Origin of the sequence: Natronobacterium gregoryi SP2 (genome assembly GCF_000230715.2) — an archaeon.
GTDB lineage: Archaea > Halobacteriota > Halobacteria > Halobacteriales > Natrialbaceae > Natronobacterium > Natronobacterium gregoryi.
On record NC_019792.1, the window covers coordinates 2,784,396 to 2,807,453 of the forward strand.

Sequence of the window (23,058 nt, forward strand, 5' to 3'; positions counted from 1 at the left end):
CGATGATATCCGATCTCGAGGTAGCCGTCTACCTCTGTGAAAGTCGTGGCCACGTGAGCGACGAACTCGAGTTGGACGCCGTCGTCGAAACGATTTCCGAACACCCGAACGTCACCGACGTCCGGACGCACGAACTGTTGTGTGGTCCGGACGGGCACGACCTGCTCCGGTCGGAGATCCGCGAGAACGAACCGGACAGGATCGTTGTCGGGGGCGGCTCCCTGAAGGACAAACGACCCGGCTTCGAAACGGTCCTCGAGTCGGCGGGGATGAACCCGTTTCTCTTGCAGATGGTCGACCTGCGCGAGCAGTGCAGTTGGGTCACGGACGACCCCGAAGCCACCACCGAAAAAGCCTGCAGGCTGCTTCGCGGTGGCGTCGAACGGGCGTTACACCTCGAGCCACTCGCTCGGGAGACTGTCGCCTACGATACCGGCGTGCTGGTCTATGGGGAGTCGATTGCCGCAATCGACGCCGCGTTGCAACTCGCGGTCGCCGATCGACAGGTGTACCTCGTCACCGAAGCGGATAGTCCTGGGGGGTTACTCGTCCAGAAGGAGTTTCTCTACCCGAAAGATCAGTGTGCACCGTGCCGGGCAGCACCGAAACTCAAGGAGCTCGACCAGAGCGACGACGTCGAACTGATCGCGCCGGGCCAGGTGACGTCGGTGCGTGGCGTCGCCGGGAATTTCGAGATCACTATCGAATCGGAGCCACGGTACGTCGACTCCGAGGCGTGTATCCCGTGTGACAGGTGCGTCGACGCCTGTCCCGTCTCCGTCCCCGACGAATTCGAGTTCGAACTCACAGACCGAGCGGCGATCTACGAGCCGTTCTCCGGCTCGATCCCGGGCGGCTACGTCATCGACGAGGAGAACTGCGTCAGGTTCGACGAGTCGCCGACCGACTGCACGGAGTGTGCCGACGCCTGTCCGATGGACGCAGTCCAGTACGAGGAGACGGGAACGACCCGCGAAGTGACCGTCGGTAGCGCGATCGTGGCACCCGAAGCCCAGCCCTACGATGCCGACCGCGTCCACCCAACGGCCAGGGACGGCCAGACGGATGTCTACTCGAACCTCGAGTTCGAACGGTTCTTCACCGAATCCGGGCCGACGAACGGAGCCGTCGAACTCCGCGACGGCACGGAACCGGACTCGGTGGCGATCGTTCACTGTGCCGGTTCCCGGTGTGAAGACCATCTGTCGTACTGTTCGGGAACCTGCTGTCTCGACGCGCTCAAGCTCTCGCGGGCACTCCTCGAGGCGGTGCCCGACTGCGACGTCTATCAGGTGTTCGACGACCTCGTCGTCCCGGGACGAGAGGGGGAGGCGTACGCCCAGGAGACGTTCGAGATGGGAGCGACGCCAGTCCGCTGGGATCTCGACCACGGTGACTGGATCGATCTGACGGTGACCGACGACGGAGTCACGGTCGCCGGGACGAACCGGGACGGAAATCCGGCCGAACTCGAGGTCGACGCGGTCGTCCTCGCGGTCGGTCTCGAGCCGGGGGTGGTCGTCGACGACCTCGCGGAGACGTTCGACCTCGAGCGCGACGAGCGGGGCTTTCTCACGGCCGAGCAGCCGATCACCTCGACGGCGGTCGCACGCGACGGCATCTACGTTGCCGGGCCGTCGGCTGGACCGGACGGCGAACACGCGACACTCACCCAAGGGATCAGCGCCGTCGGCGAGGTACTCTCGAGGGCAGTGCCGGGCCGTGACGTAGAACTCGAGCCTCGGCGTGCGGTCATCGACGACGAACTGTGTACTGGCTGTCGGATCTGTCTCGAGACGTGTCCGTTCGACGCGATCGATCGGGACGACGAACGCGGGGTCGCACAGCTCCGCGACGAGGTGTGTCAGGGCTGTGGAGCCTGTGTTAGTGCTTGTCCGGCAGACGCGATCGACCAGCGCGGCTTCACGACGGCACAACTCGAGGCCGAAATCGACGGAGTGATCGAAGGATGACGGACGTACTCGAAGACCCCGACCGCGAGACGCTCGAATCGGTGATCGAAAGCGAGGCGACCGATCCGGCGACCGAGGAGTGGACGCCGCTGGTGGTCGCGTTCCTGTGTAACTGGTGTTCGTACGAGGGAGCGCAAACAGCCGGCGGTGCCCGCAAGACCGTCCCGGCCAACGTCTTTCCCGTGCGCGTGATGTGTTCGGGCCGCGTCGACTACGATCTCGTCGCGAAGACGCTGACGGACGGAGCCGACGGCATCCTCGTGCTTGGCTGTCACGAGGGCGACTGCCACTACAAGACCGGGAACTACCTCACCCGGAAGCGACACGCACTCTTCACTGCCGTCTTACAGGGGCTCGGCGTCCACGAGGACAGGGTCCGACTGGACTGGGTCTCTGCGGACGAGGGAGAGCGGTACGCGACGGTCACCCGGGAGATGGCAGCGAGAGTCCGAGAGCTCGGTCCGCTCGCCGACGGGAATTCCGGACCCACGACGGAGGTGACTGCCGATGGCGACTGAACTCGACCGCTCGGACCGCGGACTCGCCGAGTACGTCGACGAACGCCTGGCACAACTGGACGACCCGCCCGCTGCCCCGCTTACTCTCGGTATCTACTGGACCGGTAGCTGTGGCGGCTGTGACGCCAACGTCGCCGACCTCGGGGAGGCGCTGCTGGCGCTTTCTTCCCACGTCGACGTCGCGATCTGGCCCCTCGCGACCGATTTCAAGCCTGCGGACGTCGAGCGCCTCGAGACCGACGAGATCGACATTTGTCTGTTCAACGGGGCGATCCGCCTGGACGACCACGAGGAGATGGCACACCTCCTCCGGGACCGGTCTCGCACGCTGGTCGCGTACGGCGCTTGCGCCCACCTGGGCGGGATACCTGGGCTCGCCGAGTTCTCGTCACCGGACGACCTCGTGCGAACGAAGTACGAAGACGTGCCGACGGTGACTGGTGGTGAGTCGCCACGAGGAGAGACGGACGTCGAGAGCGGCCGACTCGAGCTCCCGACGCTTCGGGACGGCGTCGACCGACTCGAGGACGTCGTCGACGTCGAGTACACGGTCCCGGGGTGTCCGCCGTCGCGGCGGTTCACGGCGGACTTGCTGCTCTCCGCCCTCGAGGAGGACCTCCCCGAACCTGGAACCGTTCTCGCGGGGGACGGCCACGTCTGTCGGGAGTGCCCCCGCGAGGTCGACGAGCGCCACCTCGAGTCGCTCGAGCGAGTCCACGAGGTCGAACCGGCCGACGGCGAGTGTCTCCTGAACGAAGGGCTCGTCTGTCTCGGACCGCTGACCGCGGCAGGCTGTAACGCGCGGTGTCTGGAAGCGAACGTCCCGTGTCGGGGCTGTTTCGGTCCGGCCGAATCGACGTGTGACGTCGGTGCGCAGCTTGCCTCTAGCCTGGGGCCGCTGGTCGAACCGGACGGCGACGACGAGGTCGCGGCGATCGTCGACGAGGTCGAGGACTGGGCCGGTCTGACCCATTACTTCACGCTCGCGGACTCGCCGCTCGGGCAGGTGCAAGATCCTGCCGTCGACGACGACAGAGGTGATCGAGATGAGTGACGAAAACCCAGAGACAGAAGCCAGCGACGACGGGACCGACACGGAGACGATCACCATCGAGCAGGCGACGCGACTCGAGGGCCACGCGAAGATCGACATTCATCTCGACGACGACGGCGCGGTCGACCGGGCGTACTTCCAGGCCACGGAGCTACGGGGTTTCGAAGAGTTCGTCCAGGGTCGACAGCTCGAGGAGATTCCGCGTATCGCACCACGGATCTGTGGGGTCTGTCCCTGGCCACACCACCTCGCGTCCACGAAGGCGGTCGAGGACGCCTGGGATGTCCGTCCGACCGAGACGGCCGTCGCCGTCAGGCGGCTCCTCTATTCGGTGGCGAACTTCGCCGACCACCTCGTTCACTTTTACTACCTCGCTGCACCGGACTTCGTGATGGGGCCGGACGCAGCCCCGGACGTGCGCAACGTCCTTGAGTTGGCCGAGATGCTCGACGAGGACCTGGTTACCCGGGTCGCCCGGACGCGCCGGGAGGCCCACGAGTTACTCGAGTCGGTCGCCGGCCGAGCGATCCATCCCGTCTTCGGCGTTCCAGGGGGCGTCTCGAACGGGATCGACGAAGGCCAGCGAGACGAAATCGCCGAGTCGCTCGCGGGGTTCGTCGACCTCGCAGAGCAGTCGCTCGAACTGTTCGAGGACCTCGTTCTGGGAGACGACTCCTACCGGGACCTCGTCACGGGTGAGGATGTCTACTACCTCCGGACGAACTACGTGAGTCTCGTCGACGACGATGGCGTCGTCGACTTCTACGGCGACGACGTTCGCGTGATCGCTCCGGAAGGGACGGTTCGAGACACGAGACCAGCCGACGAATTCGATCGACTCTTCGGTGAACGGGCAGAGCCGTGGTCGTACCCGACGCTGCCGTATCTTCGGTCGGAGGGGTGGTCGGGTCTCGACGCCGCAAACGACGACAGTCTCTATCAGGTCGGCCCGCTTGCTCGGATCAACGTCTCCGACGGGTTCTCGACGCCACGGGCACACTCCTGGTACGAGACGTTCTTCGACGTGCTGCCCCAGCCGTGTCACCACACGCTCGCTGCACACTGGGCACGCCTGATCGAGATGCTGTACCTGGCCGAGCGCGCGGAGGAACTGATCCAGACGCCCGCGGTGGTCGGCGACGACCGCCGACGAATCCCAGCAGACGACGGCGCGGGATCGGGCGTCGGAGCCGTCGAGGCTGCTCGTGGCACGTTGTTCCACTCGTATACGTCTACGGCGGACGGCACGGCCGAAACTGTCAACTGCCTCGTGCCAACAAATCACAACATCCCGTCGATCAACCGCTCTATCGAACGCGCAGCTACAGCGCTCGTCGACGGATCGAACCCCGACGAAGGCACCCTGAATCGCGTCGAGATGGCGTTCCGGGCGTACGATCCGTGTCTGGCCTGTGCGACCCACTCGGTCGTCGGCGAAACGCCACTCGCAGTACGGATTTACGACGCCGACGGGAACCGAAGGGAGGAGTATTCGTGACGACAGCCACGCTCGTTCTCGGGCTGGGAAACCCGACCCGCGGCGACGACCGCGTCGGACTCGAGGTCGTAGCCGAAGTAGAGACTGCACTCGCCGATCTGGACGTCCCGTCGGTAGACGTGCGGCGGACGATTCTCTCGGACGTCAGGCTCCTTGATCTGATCGCCGGATACGACCGTGTCGTCGTGGTCGACGCCGTCCCGGTCGAGCCACGCGCTGCCGGCTCGTGGTGGCACGTCGACGCCGACGAGGTCGCCGCCCTCGAGCAGTCGTCGGCGTTTGCTCACGGGCTCTCGTTCGGTCGGCTCGTCTCGATGGCTCGGGCCGAACCCGACTCGCCGGCGTCCGTCGAAGCGGTTCTCGTCGGGATCGAACGCGAGTCGACCGGCCGAGATACCCTTTCGGAGACACTCTCGCCGGAGATACGGTCCGTCGTCGAGCCGGCTCGTGACGCGGTCCTGTCGACGCTCGAGGGAGTTGCCGACCACCCCCGGCTCGAGACGGAGGGGGAGCGATCAGGAATCGCCAGGAATCACTCAGGAAGTGAACGAACGAACAAATCTTGGAGGGACTCACCATGACACAATCTGTCGACGAGCGAGAACGGACCGAGGGGGAACAGACCGGTGAAGTCGAGACGGTCGAGGTACCGCGATCAGATATCGACGTCATCTTCGAGCACGTCCAGACGATCGCAGGCGGCGAGTTCGACGCGGATTTGGACACCGACCGCGTCGAGAGCGAGGAGCTGTCACAGGTCGCCGAGACGATCACGTACATGCAGATTGCGTTCCAGCAGGTCGTCGACCACTACGAGAAACAACAGGAAGAGACGGCCGAGAAACAGGAACTGCTCGATCAGCAGCGCGAACTCACCGAACAGGTGGAGCGATCGGTCGAGACGCTGACCGACACGACCGAAGATGTCACCGAGCAGGTGGTGGACATCGAGGCACTCGCGGACGAGCAGACGGAGAAAATGCAGGAGGTCTCGAGTGAGGTGTCGGACCTCAGTGCGAGTATCGAAGAGATGGCTTCGACGGCGGAAGACGTTGCCCAGCGCAGCAACGAAGCCGACGAACTCGCTGGCGACGGGAAACGCTCCGCTGAAGAAGCGATCGACGCGATCGAGACCGTCGACACCGCCGCGACGAGCGCGGTCGACGAGATGGAGACGCTGCAGGGGCACGTCGACGAGATCGACGACGCCGTAACCGTAATCGACGACATCGCCGAGCAGACGAACCTGCTGGCGTTGAACGCGTCGATCGAGGCGGCCAGGGCCGGCGAATCCGGCGAAGGCTTCGCCGTCGTCGCCGACGAGGTAAAGTCACTGGCAACCGAGTCACAGCAGCGCGCCGACGAGATCGAGTCGATCACGGCGGACGTCCAGGCCGCCGCCGACCGAACCGTCACGGAGCTGTCCGACACCGTCGACGCGATCGACGAAGGACAGAGACAGATCGAGAAAGCCCGCCAGAACCTCGAGGAGATCGACACCGCCGTCGAATACGCTGCCGATAGCGTAAGCGAGATGGCCCGCGTCACGGACGACCAGGCCTCGAGCGCTCAGGAGGTCGCTGCAGCAGTCGACGACGTCACCGAGTTCGCCGCCGACACCCGTGAACGGATCAAGCACGTCGAACGTGCAAACCAGAACCTCCTCGAGCTAGTCGACGACATCGACGAGATGCTCTCCTCGTTCGAGAGCCGGTAGGCGTGGGGCTGGCTGTGTCCCGTCGGCCACCGGTTCAGTGCTGGTGATCGGCGGGAAGTGACGACGGGAGATCGTCTGCTGGAGCTGTCTTCCTCGTCGCGGGTCGTTGTGTCGGTTCAGTTCGACCGACGCCGTCTGTCGTCGCGTTCTCGTCGACGAAGACGGGTTGGGTACTGGTCTCCGTGGGACGAACCCCGTTCGACGGTCGTCGAAACTTCGAACGACAATACCATATATCTCCTTCCGCATTACTCCGCTATGACAGCAGTCGGTATCGACGCGGTCGAAATCTGGACCGGGAATCTCGAACTCGACTTGCCCGGCACGTTCGCCCCCCAGAAAGGCGAAGACCCGGAAAAGTACACGAAAGGCCTCGGTCTCTACACCAGTTCGTTTCCCGACAGTTACGAGGACATCGTCACGATGGGTGCAAACGCCGCTCATCGCTTGATGGAACGCAAAGGCCTCGAGACCGACGATATCGGCCGTATCGATGTCGCCACCGAGAGCGCGTTCGACAACTCGAAGCCGGTTTCGACGTACGTCGCTGGCTGTCTCGAGCAGGTCTTCGACGGCGACTTTCACCACGCGAACAAAGGCGAGCGGAAGTTCGCCTGTATCGCGGGGACACAGAGCCTGGATGACGCGTACAACTGGATCAAGGCGGGCCGCAATCGTGGTCGTGGCGCGCTCGTGATTGCGACAGACACGGCACTGTACGCTCGCGGCGACGCCGGCGAGGCGACCCAGGGTGCCGGTGCCGTCGCGATGTACATCGCCGAGGACCCCAGCCTGGTCGAACTCTCGGCCGAACAGGGGTACGGGTCGGCCGACGAGACCGACTTCCTCAAACCGAACCAGCAGTTCCCCTCCGTCGACGGCAAACGCTCCGTGCAGGTGTATCTCGCCCGCATGCGCGAGGCACTCGAGGACTTCAAGTCGGTCACTGAACCGCTGCATCCGGACGACTTCGCGTACGTTCCGTTCCACACGCCGTTCCCCGGTATGGTCCGGAAGGCTGCGTTGCTTGGCTACCGGAACATGGTCCGGAACACGAGCATCGAGGACGAACTGGCCGACCAGATCGGTCGCCAGCCACGCCCCGAGGCGTTCGACGACGACGAAGACTACCGCGACGCACTCCGAGAGTACATGGACGAACTCGAGGAGACCGACCGCTACCAGGAGTGGTACGAGGCGACGATAGATCCGACGCTGACGATCTCGCGCAACGTCGGTAACTGGTACACGGGCTCCGTTCACGTCGCTCGCATCAGCGCACTCAAACACGCCTTCGAGGAAGGGCGTGAGATGACCGGCGAGCGGCTACTCGTCGGCTCCTACGGCAGCGGTGCTCAGGCCGAGATTCACGCCGAGACCGTCTGCGACGGCTGGGAAGAAGAGATCGAGGCCCTGAACGTCGACGAGCAACTCGAGGACCGCTACGACCTCGAGTGGGCGGACTACGAGGAGATTCACGACGCCCACAACCACGACGTCGACTCCGACGTCGAGGAGTTGACGACTCCGGACGGCGAGTTCGTCTTCGACGGCTGGGGGCGGATGGGCGAACGGAAGTACCGCTACGTAGAGTAACTCTCTTTCACTTTTCGAGCGGCTGTCTCGAGGCGAAACCCATTAGCGCCTCCAGCAGGTAACTCGATTGACATCGAAGTCTCGAGGTCGACTACGAATGGACCCACTCACTTTCCTCGGTATCGACGTGGCGCTGTTTTTCATCATCGGCTTGCTCGCCGGTGCCCACTGCATCGGGATGTGTGGGCCGCTGGTGACAGTGTACTCCAGCAAGATGGGCGACGATACCGGGGCGGCTGGCGATGGGGGGCGAACGAGCCACCTGACGACCTACGAGGTCCGCCAGCACGCACTGTTCAACCTCGGTCGGATGGCCAGCTACACGCTCCTCGGGGCGGCCTTTGGCGCGCTGGGGAGTGTCCTGTTCGTGACGACCGCAGAGTTGACGTCGATCGTCGACGTCGCCCGCGGCGGCGTCGGCCTCGTCATCGGGAGTTTCGTCATTGCAACCGGCATCTACTACCTGCTCGGGCGGACGACCGGCGGCATCCATCTGCCGGGCCTCCAGCGACTCACCGGCTGGCTCACCGCTCGCGTCGACCGCCTGGCGAACGGCCCCGGAATCGTCGGGCTGGGTGCAGTCCACGGATTACTCCCTTGTCCCGTCCTCTATCCGGCCTTTCTCTACGCGTTCGCGGTCGGTTCGCCAACCGGTGGCGCGCTCGCACTGGCCGCACTGGGTGCCGGGACGATCCCCGCCGTCTTCGCTTACGGCACCGTCCTCGAGACCGTCGACGTCGCCCACCGGCGACGCGTGCACCGGCTGCTCGGGGTCGCGTTCGTCGTGCTTGGCTACGTCTTGTTCGCACACGGATTGATGGCGCTTGGCTATCCCCTCCCGCATCCGGAACTGCCGTTCTACGACGGCATCGACGCGCCAGGGGCTGGACACGACCACCACTAAAACACGATGACCGACGACATCGACACCGGCGATGGCTGTACCCTGTGTGACCTGCCGGTCGAGGGCAGCGGCGTCGTCGCCGACGGCAACGCCTTTTGCTGTGTCGGCTGCCGTGAGGTCTACGACGCCCTCGGCGACGTCGCGGACGTAAACGCCGACGACGTTCGCGAACGACAGGCCGTCGACGAACCAGCGGACGAACCGTCGGTTCCGGTCGACCACGAGGCGACCTATCTCGAGGTCGACGGGATGTACTGTGCGACCTGCGAGGCGTTCATCGAGTCAGTCGCGACCGAGACAGACGGCGTCAGCGCAGCGAGTTCGAGTTACGTGACCGATACGGTCCGGATCGACCACGACCCCGAGACGGTCTCGGTCGACGACCTCCGCGAGGTCATCAGCGGCCTCGGCTACAGCGCGTACGACCGCGACGACGCGTTCAGCCGCCGCCGGGCCGACGACTGGGAGATGGCCCGGATCGCAGTCGGCGTCCTGATGGGGATGATGGTAATGATGCAGTACGTGGTCATCATCTATCCGACCTACTTCGGCGGGCTCTTCTACGACGAACAAACCTACGAGTTCTTCCAGGAAACGCTCGCCAGCGGGCTTGCAACGCCGTTTTACGTCATGATCGCCGCGCTGACGACTGTCATTCTCGGCGTCACCGGGAAGCCGATCCTCCAGGGAGCCTATGTCGCCGTCAAGACGCGAACGCCGAACATGGACCTGCTGGTCTCGATCGCGGCTCTCAGCGCGTACTGCTACAGTACGCTCTCGATCGTCGCCGGCGAACCGGAACTGTACTACGACGTCACCGTCGCGATCATCGTCATCGTCTCCGTCGGCGGCTACTACGAGTCGGAACTCAAACGCGAGGCGACCGAACGACTCTCGAACCTGACGACCGTCCAGGTCGACGACGCCCGCCGCGTCCTCGAGGACGGTGACCACGAAGACGTCGGCGTCGACGAACTGGCGGCGGGCGACCGCGTGCTGGTCCGGGCTGGCGAACGCGTCCCCGTCGACGGCGCGGTCGTCGACGGCGAGGCGGCGGTCGACGAGGCGGTCGTCACCGGCGAATCCCTCCCCGTGACCAAGGAAACGGGGGACGACGTCGTCGGCGGTTCGATGGTCGCCGAGGGTGCCCTGACCGTCCGAGTCGGCGAAGACGCCACGAGCACGCTGGATCGGATCACCGAACTCGTCTGGGACCTCCAGAGCGGGACCCACGGCATCCAGAAACTCGCGGACAAGCTCGCGACGATCTTCGTCCCACTCGTGCTCGTCCTGGCGACCGTCGTCACCGCGATCTACCTCCTGACCGGCGCTGGCGTCGCCACCGCTTTGCTGGTCGGACTCACCGTCTTGATCGTCTCCTGTCCGTGCGCGCTCGGGCTGGCGACACCGCTTGCGGTCGCCGCAGGCATCCGCGACGCCCTGCAACACTCGATCGTCGTCTTCGACGACAGCGTCTTCGAACGCATCCGCGACGCCGACACCGTCGTCTTCGACAAGACCGGCACCCTGACCACCGGCGAGATGTCCGCCGTCGAGACCGACCTCGAGGACCGCCTGCTCGAGCAGGCGGCGGTACTCGAGCGACGTTCGGCCCACCCGGTCGGGACGGCGATTGCGGCCGCGTCGCCGATCGCGGACGGCGGACAGGTGGAGGCGACCGCGAGCGGGACGGGCGACGAGGGAGACGACCGCGTCGACTCCTTCGAGAGCCACCGGAACGGCGTCTCGGGCGTCGTCGACGGCGACGAGGTCGTCGTCGGCCATCCGGACCTGTTCGCCGACCGCGGCTGGGAAGTGCCCGACTCGATCGCGGGACGGATCGACGACGCCCGCGAGACCGGGAACGTGCCGGTCGCAGTCGGCCGAGACGGGACCGCCGAGGGCGTCGTGGTCGTCGGCGACGAACTCCGCGAGGGGTGGGGCGAGACGCTGTCGGCCATCTCGGCAGCCGACGTCGAGGTCGTCGTCCTTACCGGCGACGATCCGCGTGCAGCAACGCTGTTCCGGGAAAACGACGCCGTCGACCGCGTGTTCGCCGGCGTCCCACCCGAAGGCAAAGCCGAGACCGTCGAACGGCTCAAGGGAACCGGACGAACGGTCATGGTCGGCGACGGCACCAACGACGCGCCGGCGCTCGCAGCCGCCGACCTCGGCATCGCGCTTGGCGGCGGCACTGCCATGGCCGCCGACGCTGCAGACGTTGCACTCGTCGACGACGACCTCTCGTCGGTCGACACCGTCTTCGAACTCGCACGTGCGACCGATCGTCGCGTCAAGGGCAACATCGGCTGGGCGTTCTGTTACAACGGGATCGCGATCCCGCTTGCCGTAACCGGACTGCTCAACCCGCTGTTTGCTGCGATCGCGATGGGACTGAGCAGTCTGCTGGTCGTCACCAACTCCTCGCGGTCGCTGCTCGACGACTAATACGAGTCGCTGTACCGATGCCCGGTGCAACCACCTCGAGTCGTGGTTGCACCGAACTGACGCACACAACGGACTCCAACCCGAGATAGCGCGTAGTTACGGCATCTCAGAGACCGTGCAACGGTCAACGGAATCATTGCAGCGTAGCGCGTACGACGGGGTATGGCAGACAGGCCCGACCTGCCTTCGTTGGAGTTCGACCGTCCGGGGCTCGCCGCCCTCGTCGCCATAACAGTCGGACTGGCGGCACTCGTCATCCTCCCGTACGTCCAGTACGTTTTGATCGGGATCGTCCTCGCGTACGTTCTCGTGCCTGCCCAGCGTCACCTCGAGCAGTACGTCGGGTCGATGATCGCTGCCGGTGTCCTCGTCGCAGTCGCGATCCTCGTGATCTTGCTCCCGATCGCATACGTGCTCGCACTCGCGTTCCGCGAAGCACTCCAGATCGTCGACGCGATCCAGGACGGTGATCTCGACGTGGCAGCGATCGAAGAACGACTCGAGACGACCGGGTATACGGTCGACCTCGCTGGCATGTACGACCAGTACCAGGAACCGATCACGACGGGGTTGCAGGGGCTTGCCACGAGCGGTCTCGAGATCGTCGGCGGGCTGCCGGGAATCTTGATCGGCCTCACGGTGGCGCTTTTCGTACTGTTCGCGCTGTTGCGCGACCGTGAGCGGTTGCTCGCGTGGGTACGGGAGGTCACTCCGGTCGAAGACGATCTCCAGCGGGAGTTGCTGACGGGATACGACCAGTTGATGTGGGCCTCCGTCGTCGGTAACGTTGCGGTCGCGATGATCCAGGCGATCGCACTCGGCGTCGGACTCGTCGTCTTAGACGTTCCAGCGGTGATCTTCCTGGTCGTCGCGACGTTCGTCTTCGCGTTGCTCCCACTCGTCGGTGCGTTTGGCGTCTGGGTGCCAGTTTCAGCATACCTGATTGCTGTCGGGCGACCCTTCGCGGGGGCCGGACTCGTCGTCTACGGCTCGATCGTCAGTGCTTCCGACACCTACCTGCGGCCTGCGCTCATCGGTCGAACGAGTGCGTTCAACTCCGCGATCATCGTCGTCGGCATCTTCGGCGGGATCGTCGTCTTCGGCGCAGTTGGCCTGTTCATCGGCCCCGTCGTGATCGGCGGCGCAAAGCTTACGATCGACGTGTACGCTCGAGAGCGCGAGGATCGCGAGACCTCGATCGAGGCTCCATCGGAGACGAAGCAGGCAGAACAGGAACTCGACGAAGTGGCTGACACGGAAAACGACCAGCAATCGGCGACAGACGAGAGCGACGACCAGTCCGACGTTTCAGAGTCAACCGAGGTGACCGACATCGAGGCGGACGCGCCGAACGATCCAGACTCGCCACACTGATCGACTGCCGTCGTCCGAAGTCCCGGTAGTCGTTCTGTCGACCTGTCGTGACACTTGTTCTCATTCGGGTGTTGCCCGTCGAAAAAGGTGCGTTAATTATCCCCTGGGACTTACCACCGTGTATCGTGTCTCGAATCGACACTCGCGTGCTCCACAGGGGGCGGACAGCCGATATTGACAACCTATGACCGGATCACACGCCACGGGGAGTCCGTACGCTCCCCACACGGACGACGACCGCACGGCGATGCTGGAAGCCGTCGGTGCCGAGACAGTCACGGAACTGTTCGACATCCCCGACGGGATCGCGTTCGACGGGGAGTTCGGGATCGACAAACGGACCGAACGGGAAACGCGAGAGCTAGTCCGATCGATACTCGACCGCAACGACGAGCTCACCGAACTGCTCGGCCGCGGTCACTACGGCTACTACGTGCCGTCGATGGTCGACCACCTCGCGGACCGATCGGAGTTTCTGACCTCCTACACGCAGTACCAACCCGAGGTGTCCCAGGGGTTCCTCCAGGTGCTCTTCGAATACCAGTCGCTGCTGGTCGAACTGACCGGCCTCGAGATCGCCAACTGTTCGATGTACGACGCTGCGACGGCACTCGGCGAAGCTGCGACGCTCTCCGAGCGCGTCCGGTCGACAAGCGGGACGCGCGTACTCGTCCCCGACCTCCTGCGGGAAGGACGGAAGAGCACACTCGAGAACTACGTCGCCGGCACCGATCTCGTCGTCGACCAGTATCCGACCGCGGACGGCGGTGTCGACCTCGAGACGCTCGAGGAAGCCGTCGACGACGATGTCGCCATGGTTTACGCCGAGAATCCGACGGTCCGGGGGACGATCGAAGAGCGACTCACCGAGATCGGTGCCCTCGCCGACGAGGCCGATGCCCTGTTCGTCCTCGGCTCGGACCCGGTCGCACTCTCCATGCTCCAGCGACCGGTCGACGTCGGCGCGGACGTCGTCATCGGTGACGCCAGCGTCCTCGGTCTGCCGACGAGCTACGGGATGGGACTGGGGCTGTTCGCCTGTCGCGAAGACTACCTCCGGCAGGTTCCCGGCCGACTCGTCGGGGCGAGCGAGGACGACACCAGTCGACGCGCCTACACGCTAACGTTACAGACCCGCGAACAGCACATCCGACGCGAGCGGGCGACGAGTAACATCTGCACGAACCAGGCGTGGGTCGCCCTCCGAACAGCGATGCACGCTGCCTCCCTCGGACCCAACGGGATGGTCGGTCTCGCGAAACGCGGCGTTCGGCGGGCCGAAGAGCTCGCAGCCCGCGTCGACGACCTCGAGGGCGTCACGGCTCCGGTCCACGACCGCCGGCACTTCCGCGAGTTCGTCGCGGAAGTCGACGAGCCAGCAGCGACAGTCGCCGCGGCTCTCGAAGAGCGTGGCTTTGCAGTCCACGTCGTCGACGACCACGAGATACAACTCTGTACTGCGGGTGCAAGCGACGAAGAGATCGACGCGTTCGTCGAAGCCCTCTCGGAGGTGAAACGATGAGCGACGACAAGGTCCGGTACGATCAGGCTCGCTACGTCGAGGACGGCCAGTACGAACCGCTGCTCTCCGAGAAAGACCAGACTCGTGTCGAGATCGACGACTCACCGTTGCCGAACGAGTTGACTCGTGACTCGATCGAACTCCCCGAACTCTCCGAACCCGAACTCGTTCGCCACTATACCCGCCTCTCCCAGATGATCTACGGGATCGACACCGGTCCGTACCCGTTGGGCTCGTGTACGATGAAGTACAACCCCAAGTTCACCGAGGACGTGGCGGCGCTGCCGTCGGCTGGAGTCCACCCCGACCGCTCGGAGACATCCGTACAGGGCACCCTCGAGCTCATGGCCCGGCTGCAGGACTATCTCGGCCGGATCGGCGGCATGGATGCCGTCACGCTCCAGCCGCCAGCGGGCGCGGCCGGCGAGTTCGTCGGCATCCGCGTCGCCGCAGCCTACCACGAACACAACGGAGAGAGCCACCGGAACGAAGTCATCGTCCCGGAAAGCGCCCACGGAACCAACTTCGCGACCGCCGCGCTCGGTGGCTACGACGTCGTCTCCCTGCCCAGCAACGACGAAGGACGGGTCGACCTCGAGGCCCTCGAGGCTGTACTCTCGGAGAACACGGCCGCACTGATGTTGACGAACCCGAACACGCTCGGTCTGTTCGAGCGCGACATCACCGAGATCGCGGAGTTGGTCCACGACGTGGGCGGGCTACTGTACTACGACGGTGCGAACCTGAACGCCCTGCTCGGCCGTGCACGACCGGGCGACATGGGCTTCGACGTAATGCACTACAACGTTCACAAGACGTTCGCGACGCCACACGGCGGCGGTGGCCCCGGCGCGGGCCCCGTCGGCGTCGTCGAGGACCTCGAGCCGTTCCTGCCAGCACCCCGCGTTCGAGAAGCCGAAGGCGGCGATCTGGACTACGAACTGTTCGATCCCGAACACACGATCGGCAAGGTCCACGGCTACCAGGGCAACTGGCTCGTGCTGATCAAAACCTTCGCCTACATCGCCCGCCTCGGCGACGAGGGGCTTGCGGACGCGAGCGCGAAGGCGGTGCTCAACGCCAACTACCTCGCGAGCCAGATCGACTACGATGTCCCCTACGAGCCGTTCCACCACGAGTTCGTCGCCAGTGCTGGTGACCAGGACGCCGCCGACGTCGCAAAGCGGATGCTCGACTACGGCGTCCACCCGCCGACGACCAAGTGGCCCGAGATCGTCCCCGAGGCGCTGATGACCGAACCGACCGAAGTCGAGAGCAAGGACACGCTGGATCGCCTCGCCGCGGCGTTCGACGCAGTCGCCGAGGAAGACGACGAGACCCTCGAGGCTGCGCCCGAACGGACGACCGCTCGACGGATCGACCAGACGAGCGCAGCCCGAGATCCACAGCTGTCCTGGCACACGATCGAAGACGAAAAGTAACCAACAACACTCGGTTCCTCCGCGAACAACGACAGTGCGAAAACGAGAACTCGAGACGGACGCTACGCTTCGGCGCTCGAGTCGACCGTCGCCCCGTTGTCGGAGATGCGGACGAAGCCGTAGTCACAGTCCGGGCAGTTCCACTTGACTTTCTCCCCGAGGTGCAGCGTCGTACTCGCTGCACGGTAGAACGTCTTCTCTCCCCCACAGTTAGGGCAGTCGTGGTCGAGTTCCAGAGCCATACGTCTGAGTTGCGAACCGAGCGAGTTTATCCTTTCGCCATCGGGTCGACCCATCAGAAGACTACGCTACAGGAGGTATCCGATCGGGTAGCTGTTAAGTAACTGCCCGGCGACGGTCAAGCCATGTCGATCTACACAGGACGTGGCGACGACGGAGAGACCGACCTCCGTGACATGAGTCGGGTGTCAAAAACCAGCTCCCGCATCGAGGCCTATGGTACCGTCGACGAACTCAACGCCCTCCTCGGGACCGTCCGTCCGACCGGGTACGACGACGTCGACGACCAGCTCCGGACGATCCAGAACCACCTCCACGTCGTCCAGGCTGACTTCGCCACTCCCGACCCAGACGACGACGATCCGACGATCAATGCTGAACACGTCGAGACGATCGAAACCTGGATCAACGACTACGACGAGGAACTCGAGCCGCTGACCTCGTTTATCCTCCCGACGGGAGCCGAACACGGCTCACAGCTCCACCACGCTCGTGCAGTCTGTCGACGCGCCGAACGACGGGCCGTCGCCCTCGCAGAAGAAGAGCCGATCAACGAACAGGCCACCCAGTACCTGAACCGGCTCTCGGACGGCCTGTTCACGCTGGCTCGAGTGGTCAACCAGCGCGACGGCGCAACCGAAGAGCAACCACAGTACTGACGGCTAGTACTCCGCCAAGCGTCGACTACTGCGTGAACCCAGACGACCGCATTCGGTTTCACTCATCCGTTCAGGCTTGCCAAAGCACTAGTACCGTCCCAACCGTCGACTGACGGGTCGAATCGAGCCACACCGCCAGATTCGACCCATCAGTTCAGACGTGGCCCGCCACTAGTACCGTCCCAAGCGTTGACCGACTAGTTGAGAGTTGGCCCAAACCGATCACGATTCTCGATCAGAAGTAGAGTGCACTAGTCAGAGTAGACTTGGGACGCTACTAGGAACCGCGGCCGACGACCGTATGCGTCGGACTACGATTTCTGGCGTCGCTTCACGAGTTCGTTCCGTTCGATACTCGGGATCTCGGGAGTGTCGGGCGTCCCGACATCGATTCGACGCTGTTTCTCGAATCCGAGCGTTTCGTAGAAGCCGACGGCGTTCAGGGACGCGGGAACAGTGAATTGCTTTCTGTCCTCGCTCCGGACGATACTCTCGAGTTCCTCGACGAGCGTTCGGCCGATCCCGGCTCCGGTATAGTCGGGATCGACGAAGGTCGCCGCCAGTCTAGCTTCGTCGAGGGGACTCCCCCAGCCGACGGTCGCGCCGTCTCGTTCGGCGACGACGGGGCGGCAGTCGTCGTCGACGAACTCGGTGTCGGGGATCGCGTCGGGGCCCGGCTCGGACGGTGCCAGCTGCTCGAGTTGTTCGTCAGTGGACTCCTCGCGTGCGTTCTGTCGAAGCGACTCGGACTGGATGCGAGCCATTTCGGCGGCGTCCTCCGGTGGTGCTTCTCGATGGGAATTCATCACGAACGTAGCCAGTCGCTGCCCGAAAGAAAGTCCTATCGCACGTTTTACACGTGGTCTTCGAGTTCGGAGTCGACGCTGCCGATCAGATCCGAATTCCACAGTTTGACTCCGGTGATCGCGCCAACAACGGAACGGTCTGTGGATACTGCTGCACCCAGGCCGAGCCGGCCGGGAAACCAAAATTGCAGTTGGCGACGCCAGGGACCGCATCAAGTGCCTCGAGAAGCCAACCCACAGCGAGCCTATTTATTTGCCCATCACGTAAGAAACGCTGTATGCCAGAAGAAGTCCTCTTCGAGACCGAGAGCCGCCAGGACCGCGCTGCAATCGCCGACTACCTTCGCCAGGTCGCCGACAACCTCGAGTCGAGTGCTCCCATCACGCTCACCGCGGGCGACCAGACGGTCACCATGGACCCGCCGTCCCAGCCCACCTTCGAGGTGAAAGCCGAACGCGAGGGGCCGACCGACGGCCAGGGTGAACTGAGTATCGAGTTCGAACTCGAGTGGGACGAGGGGGCTGACGGCGACGGGGATAGCGAGCTCCAGATCGAGTAACAGAGTCGGCTGTCGGTTGCCACCGTTTTTCGCATCCGTGACCGAGACAGAGACGGACTGGTGGAGCAACGCCTGTCACGGCCCAGGCAGATCGCGGGTATGTCAGAAAGCCCATACAGCAGCCGGTCCCGAGGGGTGGACGGGATCGGTGCATCACTCTAGGACCGTCCCAACCGTCGACTGACGGGTCGAATCGAGCCACACCGCCAGATTCGACCCATCAGTTCAGGCTTGGGCCGCCACTAGTACTCCGCCAAGCGTCGACTGCTGAGTGAACCCAGACGACCGCATTCGGTTTCACTCATCCGTTCAGGCTTGCCAAAGCACTAGTACCGTCCCAAGTCTACTCTGGCTAGTGCGCTTTACTCCTGATCGAGAATCGTGATTGGTTTGGGCCAACTCCCAACTAGTCGGTCCACGCTTGGGATGGTACTAGTACCGTCCCAAGCGTCGACTGACTGGTCGAATCGAGCCACACTGCCAGATTCGATCCCGCAGTGCAGGCCTGGCCCGCCACTGTGGCGGGCCACGCCCGCACTGCTGGGTCGGCCCGGTCGTGTCGGCCGCCGACAGTCTGGACGGGACGTAGTTCTCGTTTTCACGGTCACTGGGTTCACGGTCGGGCGGCAGTGTCGGTCAGTGCAGCGTCCCCGCTCGTACTTCGTCGTCGTAGGCGAACAGCGCGTAGCCCACCTCTGCGGCGCTGTAGCCCGTTTCGGCCGCTATCTCACGGATCGGGTGGATCATCGTCACGTAGTCGTCGGCGTCGAAGCTCTCCTTGCGGCCCTCGAGATAGTCCAGGCGCTCGAGCGAGGCCCAGACGCGGGTGTCGACGACGGCGTGGCGGTCGGGATCGGAGGCAGTGAGCACGCAGGAGGCAGTCGGTGCTTTGAATCCGGAGAGGCCGGTCAACAACTGGATCTTCGAGAAGTCGTCTTCGACTGCGAGGGCGTTTGCGGTGACAGTGCGACACCGCTGCTCGGGGTTTTTCTCGACGTGGTAGGCACTGCGGGTCGAAGATTCGTAGGCGATATCGTAGAGTTGGTCGCGGGTGAGATACCCCTGTTCGCGGTACGTCTCGCCGAACTCAGCGAGGCGACTCGGGAGGACGCCCTGCGTTTCGGCGTAGCGCTCGAGGTTGTCGGCGACGAACAATTCCATACCGGATCTAAAGTGTACTGGCACTCGGACGTTTCGTTTCGTCGAACTGCTCTCGCGGTCGGCTGTTCGATCGTGGCGACGAGATGATCGAGCGGAGCGGGCGGATCGAGACGATAGATAAACGGAAGCGACCGTTGGCACACACTGACTCTCATCTCATCTGGGTGGCGGGAAAGGCTACCGGTAGCAAAATTCGTCTATACGTCTTCGTGGTGGGCACTGGTAATGACGACGGTCGTCGAACTCGAGGTCCCGGCCGATCGGCTCGGCCTCGCACAGACGTTCGACCGTGTGCCGACGTTCGAGTTCCAGATCGGTGGGTTGATCGGGGACGTGGCACCGCTGGTTCGAGTGACAGGGCCGGATCGGCGAACGATCGAGGACACGCTCGAGTCGGATTCGTCGGTGGTGGTCGTCGCGAGCGTCGCCAGCGAGTGTAGTGAGTCGGAGCACGAGCAGTGGTTGTTCCGGCTTGACTTCGGCGAGCGCCTGAAACTCTTCCAGCAGATCGTCTCGGCCAACGAGGGAGCAATTCTCGCTGCTCGTGGTCGGGACGGAACGTGGTCGGTGCAGTTGCTGTACCACGATCGGAAATCGGTGTCGACGTGTCACGAGCTGTTCGGACAGTACGACTTCGGCGTCGAGGTGACGCGAATCAACGATCCGACTGACCTCGAACAAGAGCGGACCCCGCTGACGAAGACGCAGTACGAGACGATCGCGGCCGCTCACGAGCTAGGGTATTTCGACGTGCCACGGCGAATTACCTTAGAGGAACTCGCGGCCGAGCTAGATGTTTCTCATCAGGCACTGTCGGAACGGTTACGTCGGTGTCAGTCAGCTCTCGTCAGCGCCGAACTTGCGTCTCGGCTGACGCCGATCGAGATCGATCCCTGATACGGACGCGGCCAGTCATACGGATGCTGTAACTAGTTACCGCCGATCGCCGACCTCGTTCTGGCAATCGGCGGTGATTGACTACAGCAGTCCGTCTCAGTGGCTGTACGATCGCTGGACGGGGAGGTTACGCGACGAGGCCGATACGGCGGACCGTCTGACCGGTGTTCGACAGTTCGACACCGTCCGTGATTCCCGGAGCATGAATCACGGAAATCACTACGAAAGGATTACTTCCGGAAACATGTGTCCACGTTAGATCGATTAAGATCGGAATTGCACCAACAGATAGATTTATTTGTGGACGGACACATACAACTATCGTCGGCAACCCGCCGACCCCCGACGCATCGTGTCTGAACTACTTCAGTGAGTGCCGGTGGTTCACTCGTGTTCGAGCAGGAGGCGATCGTTCGTGGCTGTGCGGTCGCCTCGCTGCTGACTCTTTTTTCCCAGACCGAGCCAGCGGGTTTGACCAAACGTGATCGCGAGCGACGACCCCGGCGACCGTCAGTCGGCACGGGAGCGAAACTCGTCGCTCGCGTCCGCAGTCTCGTCCTCGAGTGCCTCCCGAGCGTAGAGCGCGACCGAGAAGTCCTGGGGGCTGGGGATCGAACAGGCAAGCCAGCCGATGATCGCTGCGGTCGCGATCGAGGAGTCGACGCCCGGTCCGACGACCCCAGCCACGAACGGCGGGGCTGCAAGCAGTGCCGGTGCCAGGGCAGCAACCCGGAGAGTCCAGGAGGGCTCTCGACCCGTCGGGTTCGGTCGGACGACGGCCCATGGACAACTCGAGAGCCGACCGAGCACCCCGCTACCGCCGGGGAAATACGAAATCGAGTAGTCGACTCCGAACAGTCGAAGAACGAACGCGTGTGCCAACTCGTGAGCGACCAGCCCAGTCGCTACCGCACCGACCAGCACACAGCCTGCCATCACCAGTTCGAGCATGTCTCACTGGTGGGAGTCGGCATTACCGTTTGCCGTTCCGGACCGCTCCCACGCAGTCGGATTCACGGACGGAGCCCCCAAAGCCGGCGGGATTTACGTATGCGGTCATTAAGTTCTAGTGTGTTACCCGCTAACGATTAAGTGGCGTGGTCTGGTATCACACACCATGGAAACGTCCGAACGCCTCGAGTTCAGACACGAAGACCGAAAACGGATCTACGAGTACGTCGAACGGCACGGAGCGGTCACGCCGGACGAGGTCCAGGAGCGACTCGGGAGCGACCCCAGCGGCTTCCGCCACCACGTCGCGATTCTCAAGCGCGACGATCGACTCGAGGAAGTCGACGGGCGACTGCGGGTAACGATCGACGCCGGAGCGAAAGCGGAGTACGTCTCTGCGGATCTCGAGTTTTCTATCCGCCCGGCACGGCAGGAAGACCTCGCGGGCATCGTCGGCGCGATCCGGCGAGTCGCAGAGGAGAAAAGCTACATCGTCGCCGAGAGCGTCGCGGACGAAATCGACCACGAAGAGGCGTTGTTACGGTACAACGAACTCGAGTCTCGGATGTTTTTCGTCGCGACCGTCGACGGGGAGGTAGTCGGCTGGGTCCACCTCTATGCGCCGGAACTGGACAAGTTGAGTCACACCGCCGAACTCACGGTCGGCGTCATCGAAGAGTATCGCGGTCACGGGATCGGCTCGCATCTGCTCTCACGTGGTCTCGAGTGGGCTGGCTCGAGCAGCTACGAGAAAGTCTACAACAGCGTTCCCTCGAGCAACGAGGAGGCGATCGCGTTCCTCGAGGCTCACGACTGGAAGACCGAGGCCGTCCGAGAGGACCACTACAAACTCGACGGCCACTACGCCGACGAGGTGATGATGGCAGTCGAACTCTAAGCTCCGGCAGCGCTCGACCGCTCATACGGATTACTGTAACGATTTACCGGCGCAACCGCCGCCCGGGTCGCAGTTGTGCCGGAAATAACTTACAGTAAACCGTATCAGACCAGTCCCACCCAAAACAGTCCGCCAAGCACGACCAGCAGGACCGCGACGACGGCACCGCGGGTCACCCAAGGCTCCCATCGTTCCCGCCAGTTGTTGATCTGGACCGACGGCACCGTCTTTACCTGCTTGACGCCGTCCTCGGAGTGATACGTGAAGATTACCGGAAGCGAGTACTCACCTGCCGGTGCTGTCTCACGCGTATTGATCTCGAAGATGTACGCTGGGTTCTCGTTCGTATTCCCCTCGAGTGACCTCCCCTCGAGTGCGTAGTCAGCCGTCACCTCTCCGTCCTCGTCGGGGAAAACGACGGGGTGGACGTGTTCTGCTCCCCCTAGTCCCGAACTGTTCTGTTCGACGGCCTCGTCGGTGGGTTCGACAACGTCGACGTCCGTGTTCAGGTTCCGACGCACGACGCCGGGATTCGTGACGTCGATCACCTCGTCGTGACCGTGAAAGAGGCTGAGTTCGTTCTCGTCGACGTCGTCGACACCCGAGACGAAGACGCCGAGTTCGATTCGCTCGCCCGGATCGATGCTGTGTTGCTTGAGGAAAACGTCGAGTTCGTTCTCGCTGATCTGGCCGCTCCCCGAGACGAAGATGCTGATCTCGATCCGGCCGTCAGTCTCTATCGTCGACCCCTCGAGAAAGGGTTCGATCGAGTACTCGCTCGAGCGACCGGACGGTCTGCGTGACTTCCCACCCATGAACTGAATACTCGAGTATCGTAGC

The 23,058-nt window shown here is 63.7% G+C and carries 21 protein-coding genes; 16 read left to right on the forward strand and 5 right to left on the reverse strand.

The window, feature by feature from the left end; genetic code table 11:
* The first annotated feature begins 2 nt into the window (after positions 1–2).
* From NATGR_RS13910 to gcvPB, 12 genes are all read left to right on the forward strand, one after another.
* Entirely contained in the window at positions 3–1,973 is a 1,971-nt protein-coding gene (locus NATGR_RS13910; RefSeq protein WP_005577983.1) for a CoB--CoM heterodisulfide reductase iron-sulfur subunit A family protein, read from the forward strand.
* A complete protein-coding gene (locus tag NATGR_RS13915; protein WP_005577984.1) occupies positions 1,970–2,491 on the forward strand; it encodes a hydrogenase iron-sulfur subunit in 522 nt (173 codons plus the stop codon). The genes NATGR_RS13910 and NATGR_RS13915 overlap by 4 nt, the downstream gene beginning before the upstream one ends.
* Positions 2,481–3,545 (forward strand): NADH-quinone oxidoreductase subunit B family protein, encoded by a 1,065-nt coding sequence (locus NATGR_RS13920; protein WP_005577986.1) that lies wholly within the window; start codon positions 2,481–2,483, stop codon positions 3,543–3,545. The genes NATGR_RS13915 and NATGR_RS13920 overlap by 11 nt, the downstream gene beginning before the upstream one ends.
* Positions 3,538–5,043, forward strand: a complete 1,506-nt coding sequence (locus tag NATGR_RS13925; protein ID WP_015233716.1) for a Ni/Fe hydrogenase subunit alpha — start codon at positions 3,538–3,540, stop codon at positions 5,041–5,043. Before NATGR_RS13920 ends, NATGR_RS13925 begins: the two co-directional genes overlap by 8 nt.
* A complete protein-coding gene (locus NATGR_RS19005; RefSeq protein WP_005577990.1) occupies positions 5,040–5,624 on the forward strand; it encodes a hydrogenase maturation protease in 585 nt (194 codons plus the stop codon). The genes NATGR_RS13925 and NATGR_RS19005 overlap by 4 nt, the downstream gene beginning before the upstream one ends.
* Positions 5,621–6,760, forward strand: a complete 1,140-nt coding sequence (locus tag NATGR_RS13935; RefSeq protein WP_005577992.1) for a methyl-accepting chemotaxis protein — start codon at positions 5,621–5,623, stop codon at positions 6,758–6,760. Before NATGR_RS19005 ends, NATGR_RS13935 begins: the two co-directional genes overlap by 4 nt.
* 258 nt (positions 6,761–7,018) lie before the next feature.
* Positions 7,019–8,356, forward strand: coding sequence for a hydroxymethylglutaryl-CoA synthase (gene hmgB / locus NATGR_RS13940; protein WP_005577993.1), 1,338 nt, complete (start codon positions 7,019–7,021; stop codon positions 8,354–8,356).
* Between the two features lie 97 nt (positions 8,357–8,453).
* Positions 8,454–9,260: a sulfite exporter TauE/SafE family protein gene (locus NATGR_RS13945; RefSeq protein WP_005577995.1), complete on the forward strand. Its 807-nt coding sequence runs from the start codon at positions 8,454–8,456 to the stop codon at positions 9,258–9,260.
* A 6-nt stretch (positions 9,261–9,266) separates the two neighbouring features.
* A complete protein-coding gene (locus NATGR_RS13950) occupies positions 9,267–11,708 on the forward strand; it encodes a heavy metal translocating P-type ATPase (RefSeq protein WP_005577996.1) in 2,442 nt (813 codons plus the stop codon).
* A gap of 162 nt (positions 11,709–11,870) precedes the next feature.
* Positions 11,871–13,082, forward strand: coding sequence for an AI-2E family transporter (locus NATGR_RS13955; RefSeq protein WP_005577998.1), 1,212 nt, complete (start codon positions 11,871–11,873; stop codon positions 13,080–13,082).
* A gap of 184 nt (positions 13,083–13,266) precedes the next feature.
* Positions 13,267–14,604, forward strand: a complete 1,338-nt coding sequence (gene gcvPA / locus NATGR_RS13960) for an aminomethyl-transferring glycine dehydrogenase subunit GcvPA (RefSeq protein ID WP_005577999.1) — start codon at positions 13,267–13,269, stop codon at positions 14,602–14,604.
* Complete coding sequence (gene gcvPB, locus NATGR_RS13965) at positions 14,601–16,046, forward strand: aminomethyl-transferring glycine dehydrogenase subunit GcvPB (protein ID WP_005578001.1); 1,446 nt, start codon at positions 14,601–14,603, stop codon at positions 16,044–16,046. The genes gcvPA and gcvPB overlap by 4 nt, the downstream gene beginning before the upstream one ends.
* Positions 16,047–16,108: 62 nt before the next feature.
* Here the strand turns inward: gcvPB and NATGR_RS13970 are convergent, their stop codons facing one another.
* Complete coding sequence (locus NATGR_RS13970) at positions 16,109–16,288, reverse strand: DUF7838 family putative zinc beta-ribbon protein (RefSeq protein ID WP_005578003.1); 180 nt, start codon at positions 16,286–16,288, stop codon at positions 16,109–16,111.
* 123 nt (positions 16,289–16,411) lie between these two features.
* Between NATGR_RS13970 and NATGR_RS13975 the strand changes: the two genes are divergently transcribed.
* Positions 16,412–16,945, forward strand: a complete 534-nt coding sequence (locus tag NATGR_RS13975) for a cob(I)yrinic acid a,c-diamide adenosyltransferase (RefSeq protein WP_005578005.1) — start codon at positions 16,412–16,414, stop codon at positions 16,943–16,945.
* Positions 16,946–17,256: 311 nt separating this feature from the next.
* Here the strand turns inward: NATGR_RS13975 and NATGR_RS13980 are convergent, their stop codons facing one another.
* Positions 17,257–17,751 carry a GNAT family N-acetyltransferase gene (locus NATGR_RS13980; RefSeq protein ID WP_005578007.1) on the reverse strand — a complete coding sequence of 165 codons (495 nt, stop codon included), beginning with the start codon at positions 17,749–17,751 and terminating at the stop codon, positions 17,257–17,259.
* 278 nt (positions 17,752–18,029) lie between these two features.
* Between NATGR_RS13980 and NATGR_RS13985 the strand changes: the two genes are divergently transcribed.
* Positions 18,030–18,311, forward strand: a complete 282-nt coding sequence (locus NATGR_RS13985) for an amphi-Trp domain-containing protein (RefSeq protein WP_005578009.1) — start codon at positions 18,030–18,032, stop codon at positions 18,309–18,311.
* A gap of 636 nt (positions 18,312–18,947) precedes the next feature.
* Here NATGR_RS13985 and NATGR_RS13990 read toward each other — a convergent pair.
* Positions 18,948–19,472 (reverse strand): hypothetical protein, encoded by a 525-nt coding sequence (locus tag NATGR_RS13990; RefSeq protein WP_005578011.1) that lies wholly within the window; start codon positions 19,470–19,472, stop codon positions 18,948–18,950.
* A 225-nt stretch (positions 19,473–19,697) separates the two neighbouring features.
* Between NATGR_RS13990 and NATGR_RS13995 the strand changes: the two genes are divergently transcribed.
* Positions 19,698–20,369 (forward strand): helix-turn-helix domain-containing protein, encoded by a 672-nt coding sequence (locus tag NATGR_RS13995; protein WP_005578013.1) that lies wholly within the window; start codon positions 19,698–19,700, stop codon positions 20,367–20,369.
* Positions 20,370–20,879: 510 nt separating this feature from the next.
* On the opposite strand, the gene NATGR_RS14000 is transcribed toward NATGR_RS13995, so the two are convergent.
* Complete coding sequence (locus tag NATGR_RS14000) at positions 20,880–21,320, reverse strand: hypothetical protein (RefSeq protein WP_005578014.1); 441 nt, start codon at positions 21,318–21,320, stop codon at positions 20,880–20,882.
* A gap of 166 nt (positions 21,321–21,486) precedes the next feature.
* Here NATGR_RS14000 and NATGR_RS14005 point away from each other — a divergent pair, with 166 nt between their 5' ends.
* Positions 21,487–22,218 carry a bifunctional helix-turn-helix transcriptional regulator/GNAT family N-acetyltransferase gene (locus NATGR_RS14005; RefSeq protein ID WP_005578016.1) on the forward strand — a complete coding sequence of 244 codons (732 nt, stop codon included), beginning with the start codon at positions 21,487–21,489 and terminating at the stop codon, positions 22,216–22,218.
* 104 nt (positions 22,219–22,322) lie between these two features.
* On the opposite strand, the gene NATGR_RS14010 is transcribed toward NATGR_RS14005, so the two are convergent.
* Positions 22,323–23,033 (reverse strand): hypothetical protein, encoded by a 711-nt coding sequence (locus NATGR_RS14010; RefSeq protein WP_005578018.1) that lies wholly within the window; start codon positions 23,031–23,033, stop codon positions 22,323–22,325.
* Between the last annotated feature and the right edge of the window lie 25 nt (positions 23,034–23,058).

Coding starts and splice junctions, on each gene's coding strand:
- NATGR_RS13915 (WP_005577984.1), top strand. CDS start 1,970: ATGACGGACGTACTCGAAGACCCCGACCGCGAGACGCTCGAATCGGTG.
- NATGR_RS13945 (WP_005577995.1), top strand. CDS start 8,454: ATGGACCCACTCACTTTCCTCGGTATCGACGTGGCGCTGTTTTTCATC.
- NATGR_RS13935 (WP_005577992.1), top strand. CDS start 5,621: ATGACACAATCTGTCGACGAGCGAGAACGGACCGAGGGGGAACAGACC.
- NATGR_RS14010 (WP_005578018.1), bottom strand. CDS start 23,033: ATGGGTGGGAAGTCACGCAGACCGTCCGGTCGCTCGAGCGAGTACTCG.
- NATGR_RS13955 (WP_005577998.1), top strand. CDS start 11,871: ATGGCAGACAGGCCCGACCTGCCTTCGTTGGAGTTCGACCGTCCGGGG.
- NATGR_RS13970 (WP_005578003.1), bottom strand. CDS start 16,288: ATGGCTCTGGAACTCGACCACGACTGCCCTAACTGTGGGGGAGAGAAG.
- gcvPA (WP_005577999.1), top strand. CDS start 13,267: ATGACCGGATCACACGCCACGGGGAGTCCGTACGCTCCCCACACGGAC.
- NATGR_RS14000 (WP_005578014.1), bottom strand. CDS start 21,320: ATGCTCGAACTGGTGATGGCAGGCTGTGTGCTGGTCGGTGCGGTAGCG.
- NATGR_RS13950 (WP_005577996.1), top strand. CDS start 9,267: ATGACCGACGACATCGACACCGGCGATGGCTGTACCCTGTGTGACCTG.
- NATGR_RS13995 (WP_005578013.1), top strand. CDS start 19,698: ATGACGACGGTCGTCGAACTCGAGGTCCCGGCCGATCGGCTCGGCCTC.
- gcvPB (WP_005578001.1), top strand. CDS start 14,601: ATGAGCGACGACAAGGTCCGGTACGATCAGGCTCGCTACGTCGAGGAC.
- NATGR_RS13910 (WP_005577983.1), top strand. CDS start 3: ATGATATCCGATCTCGAGGTAGCCGTCTACCTCTGTGAAAGTCGTGGC.
- NATGR_RS13985 (WP_005578009.1), top strand. CDS start 18,030: ATGCCAGAAGAAGTCCTCTTCGAGACCGAGAGCCGCCAGGACCGCGCT.
- NATGR_RS13975 (WP_005578005.1), top strand. CDS start 16,412: ATGTCGATCTACACAGGACGTGGCGACGACGGAGAGACCGACCTCCGT.
- NATGR_RS14005 (WP_005578016.1), top strand. CDS start 21,487: ATGGAAACGTCCGAACGCCTCGAGTTCAGACACGAAGACCGAAAACGG.
- NATGR_RS13925 (WP_015233716.1), top strand. CDS start 3,538: ATGAGTGACGAAAACCCAGAGACAGAAGCCAGCGACGACGGGACCGAC.
- hmgB (WP_005577993.1), top strand. CDS start 7,019: ATGACAGCAGTCGGTATCGACGCGGTCGAAATCTGGACCGGGAATCTC.
- NATGR_RS13990 (WP_005578011.1), bottom strand. CDS start 19,472: ATGGAATTGTTCGTCGCCGACAACCTCGAGCGCTACGCCGAAACGCAG.
- NATGR_RS13920 (WP_005577986.1), top strand. CDS start 2,481: ATGGCGACTGAACTCGACCGCTCGGACCGCGGACTCGCCGAGTACGTC.
- NATGR_RS13980 (WP_005578007.1), bottom strand. CDS start 17,751: ATGAATTCCCATCGAGAAGCACCACCGGAGGACGCCGCCGAAATGGCT.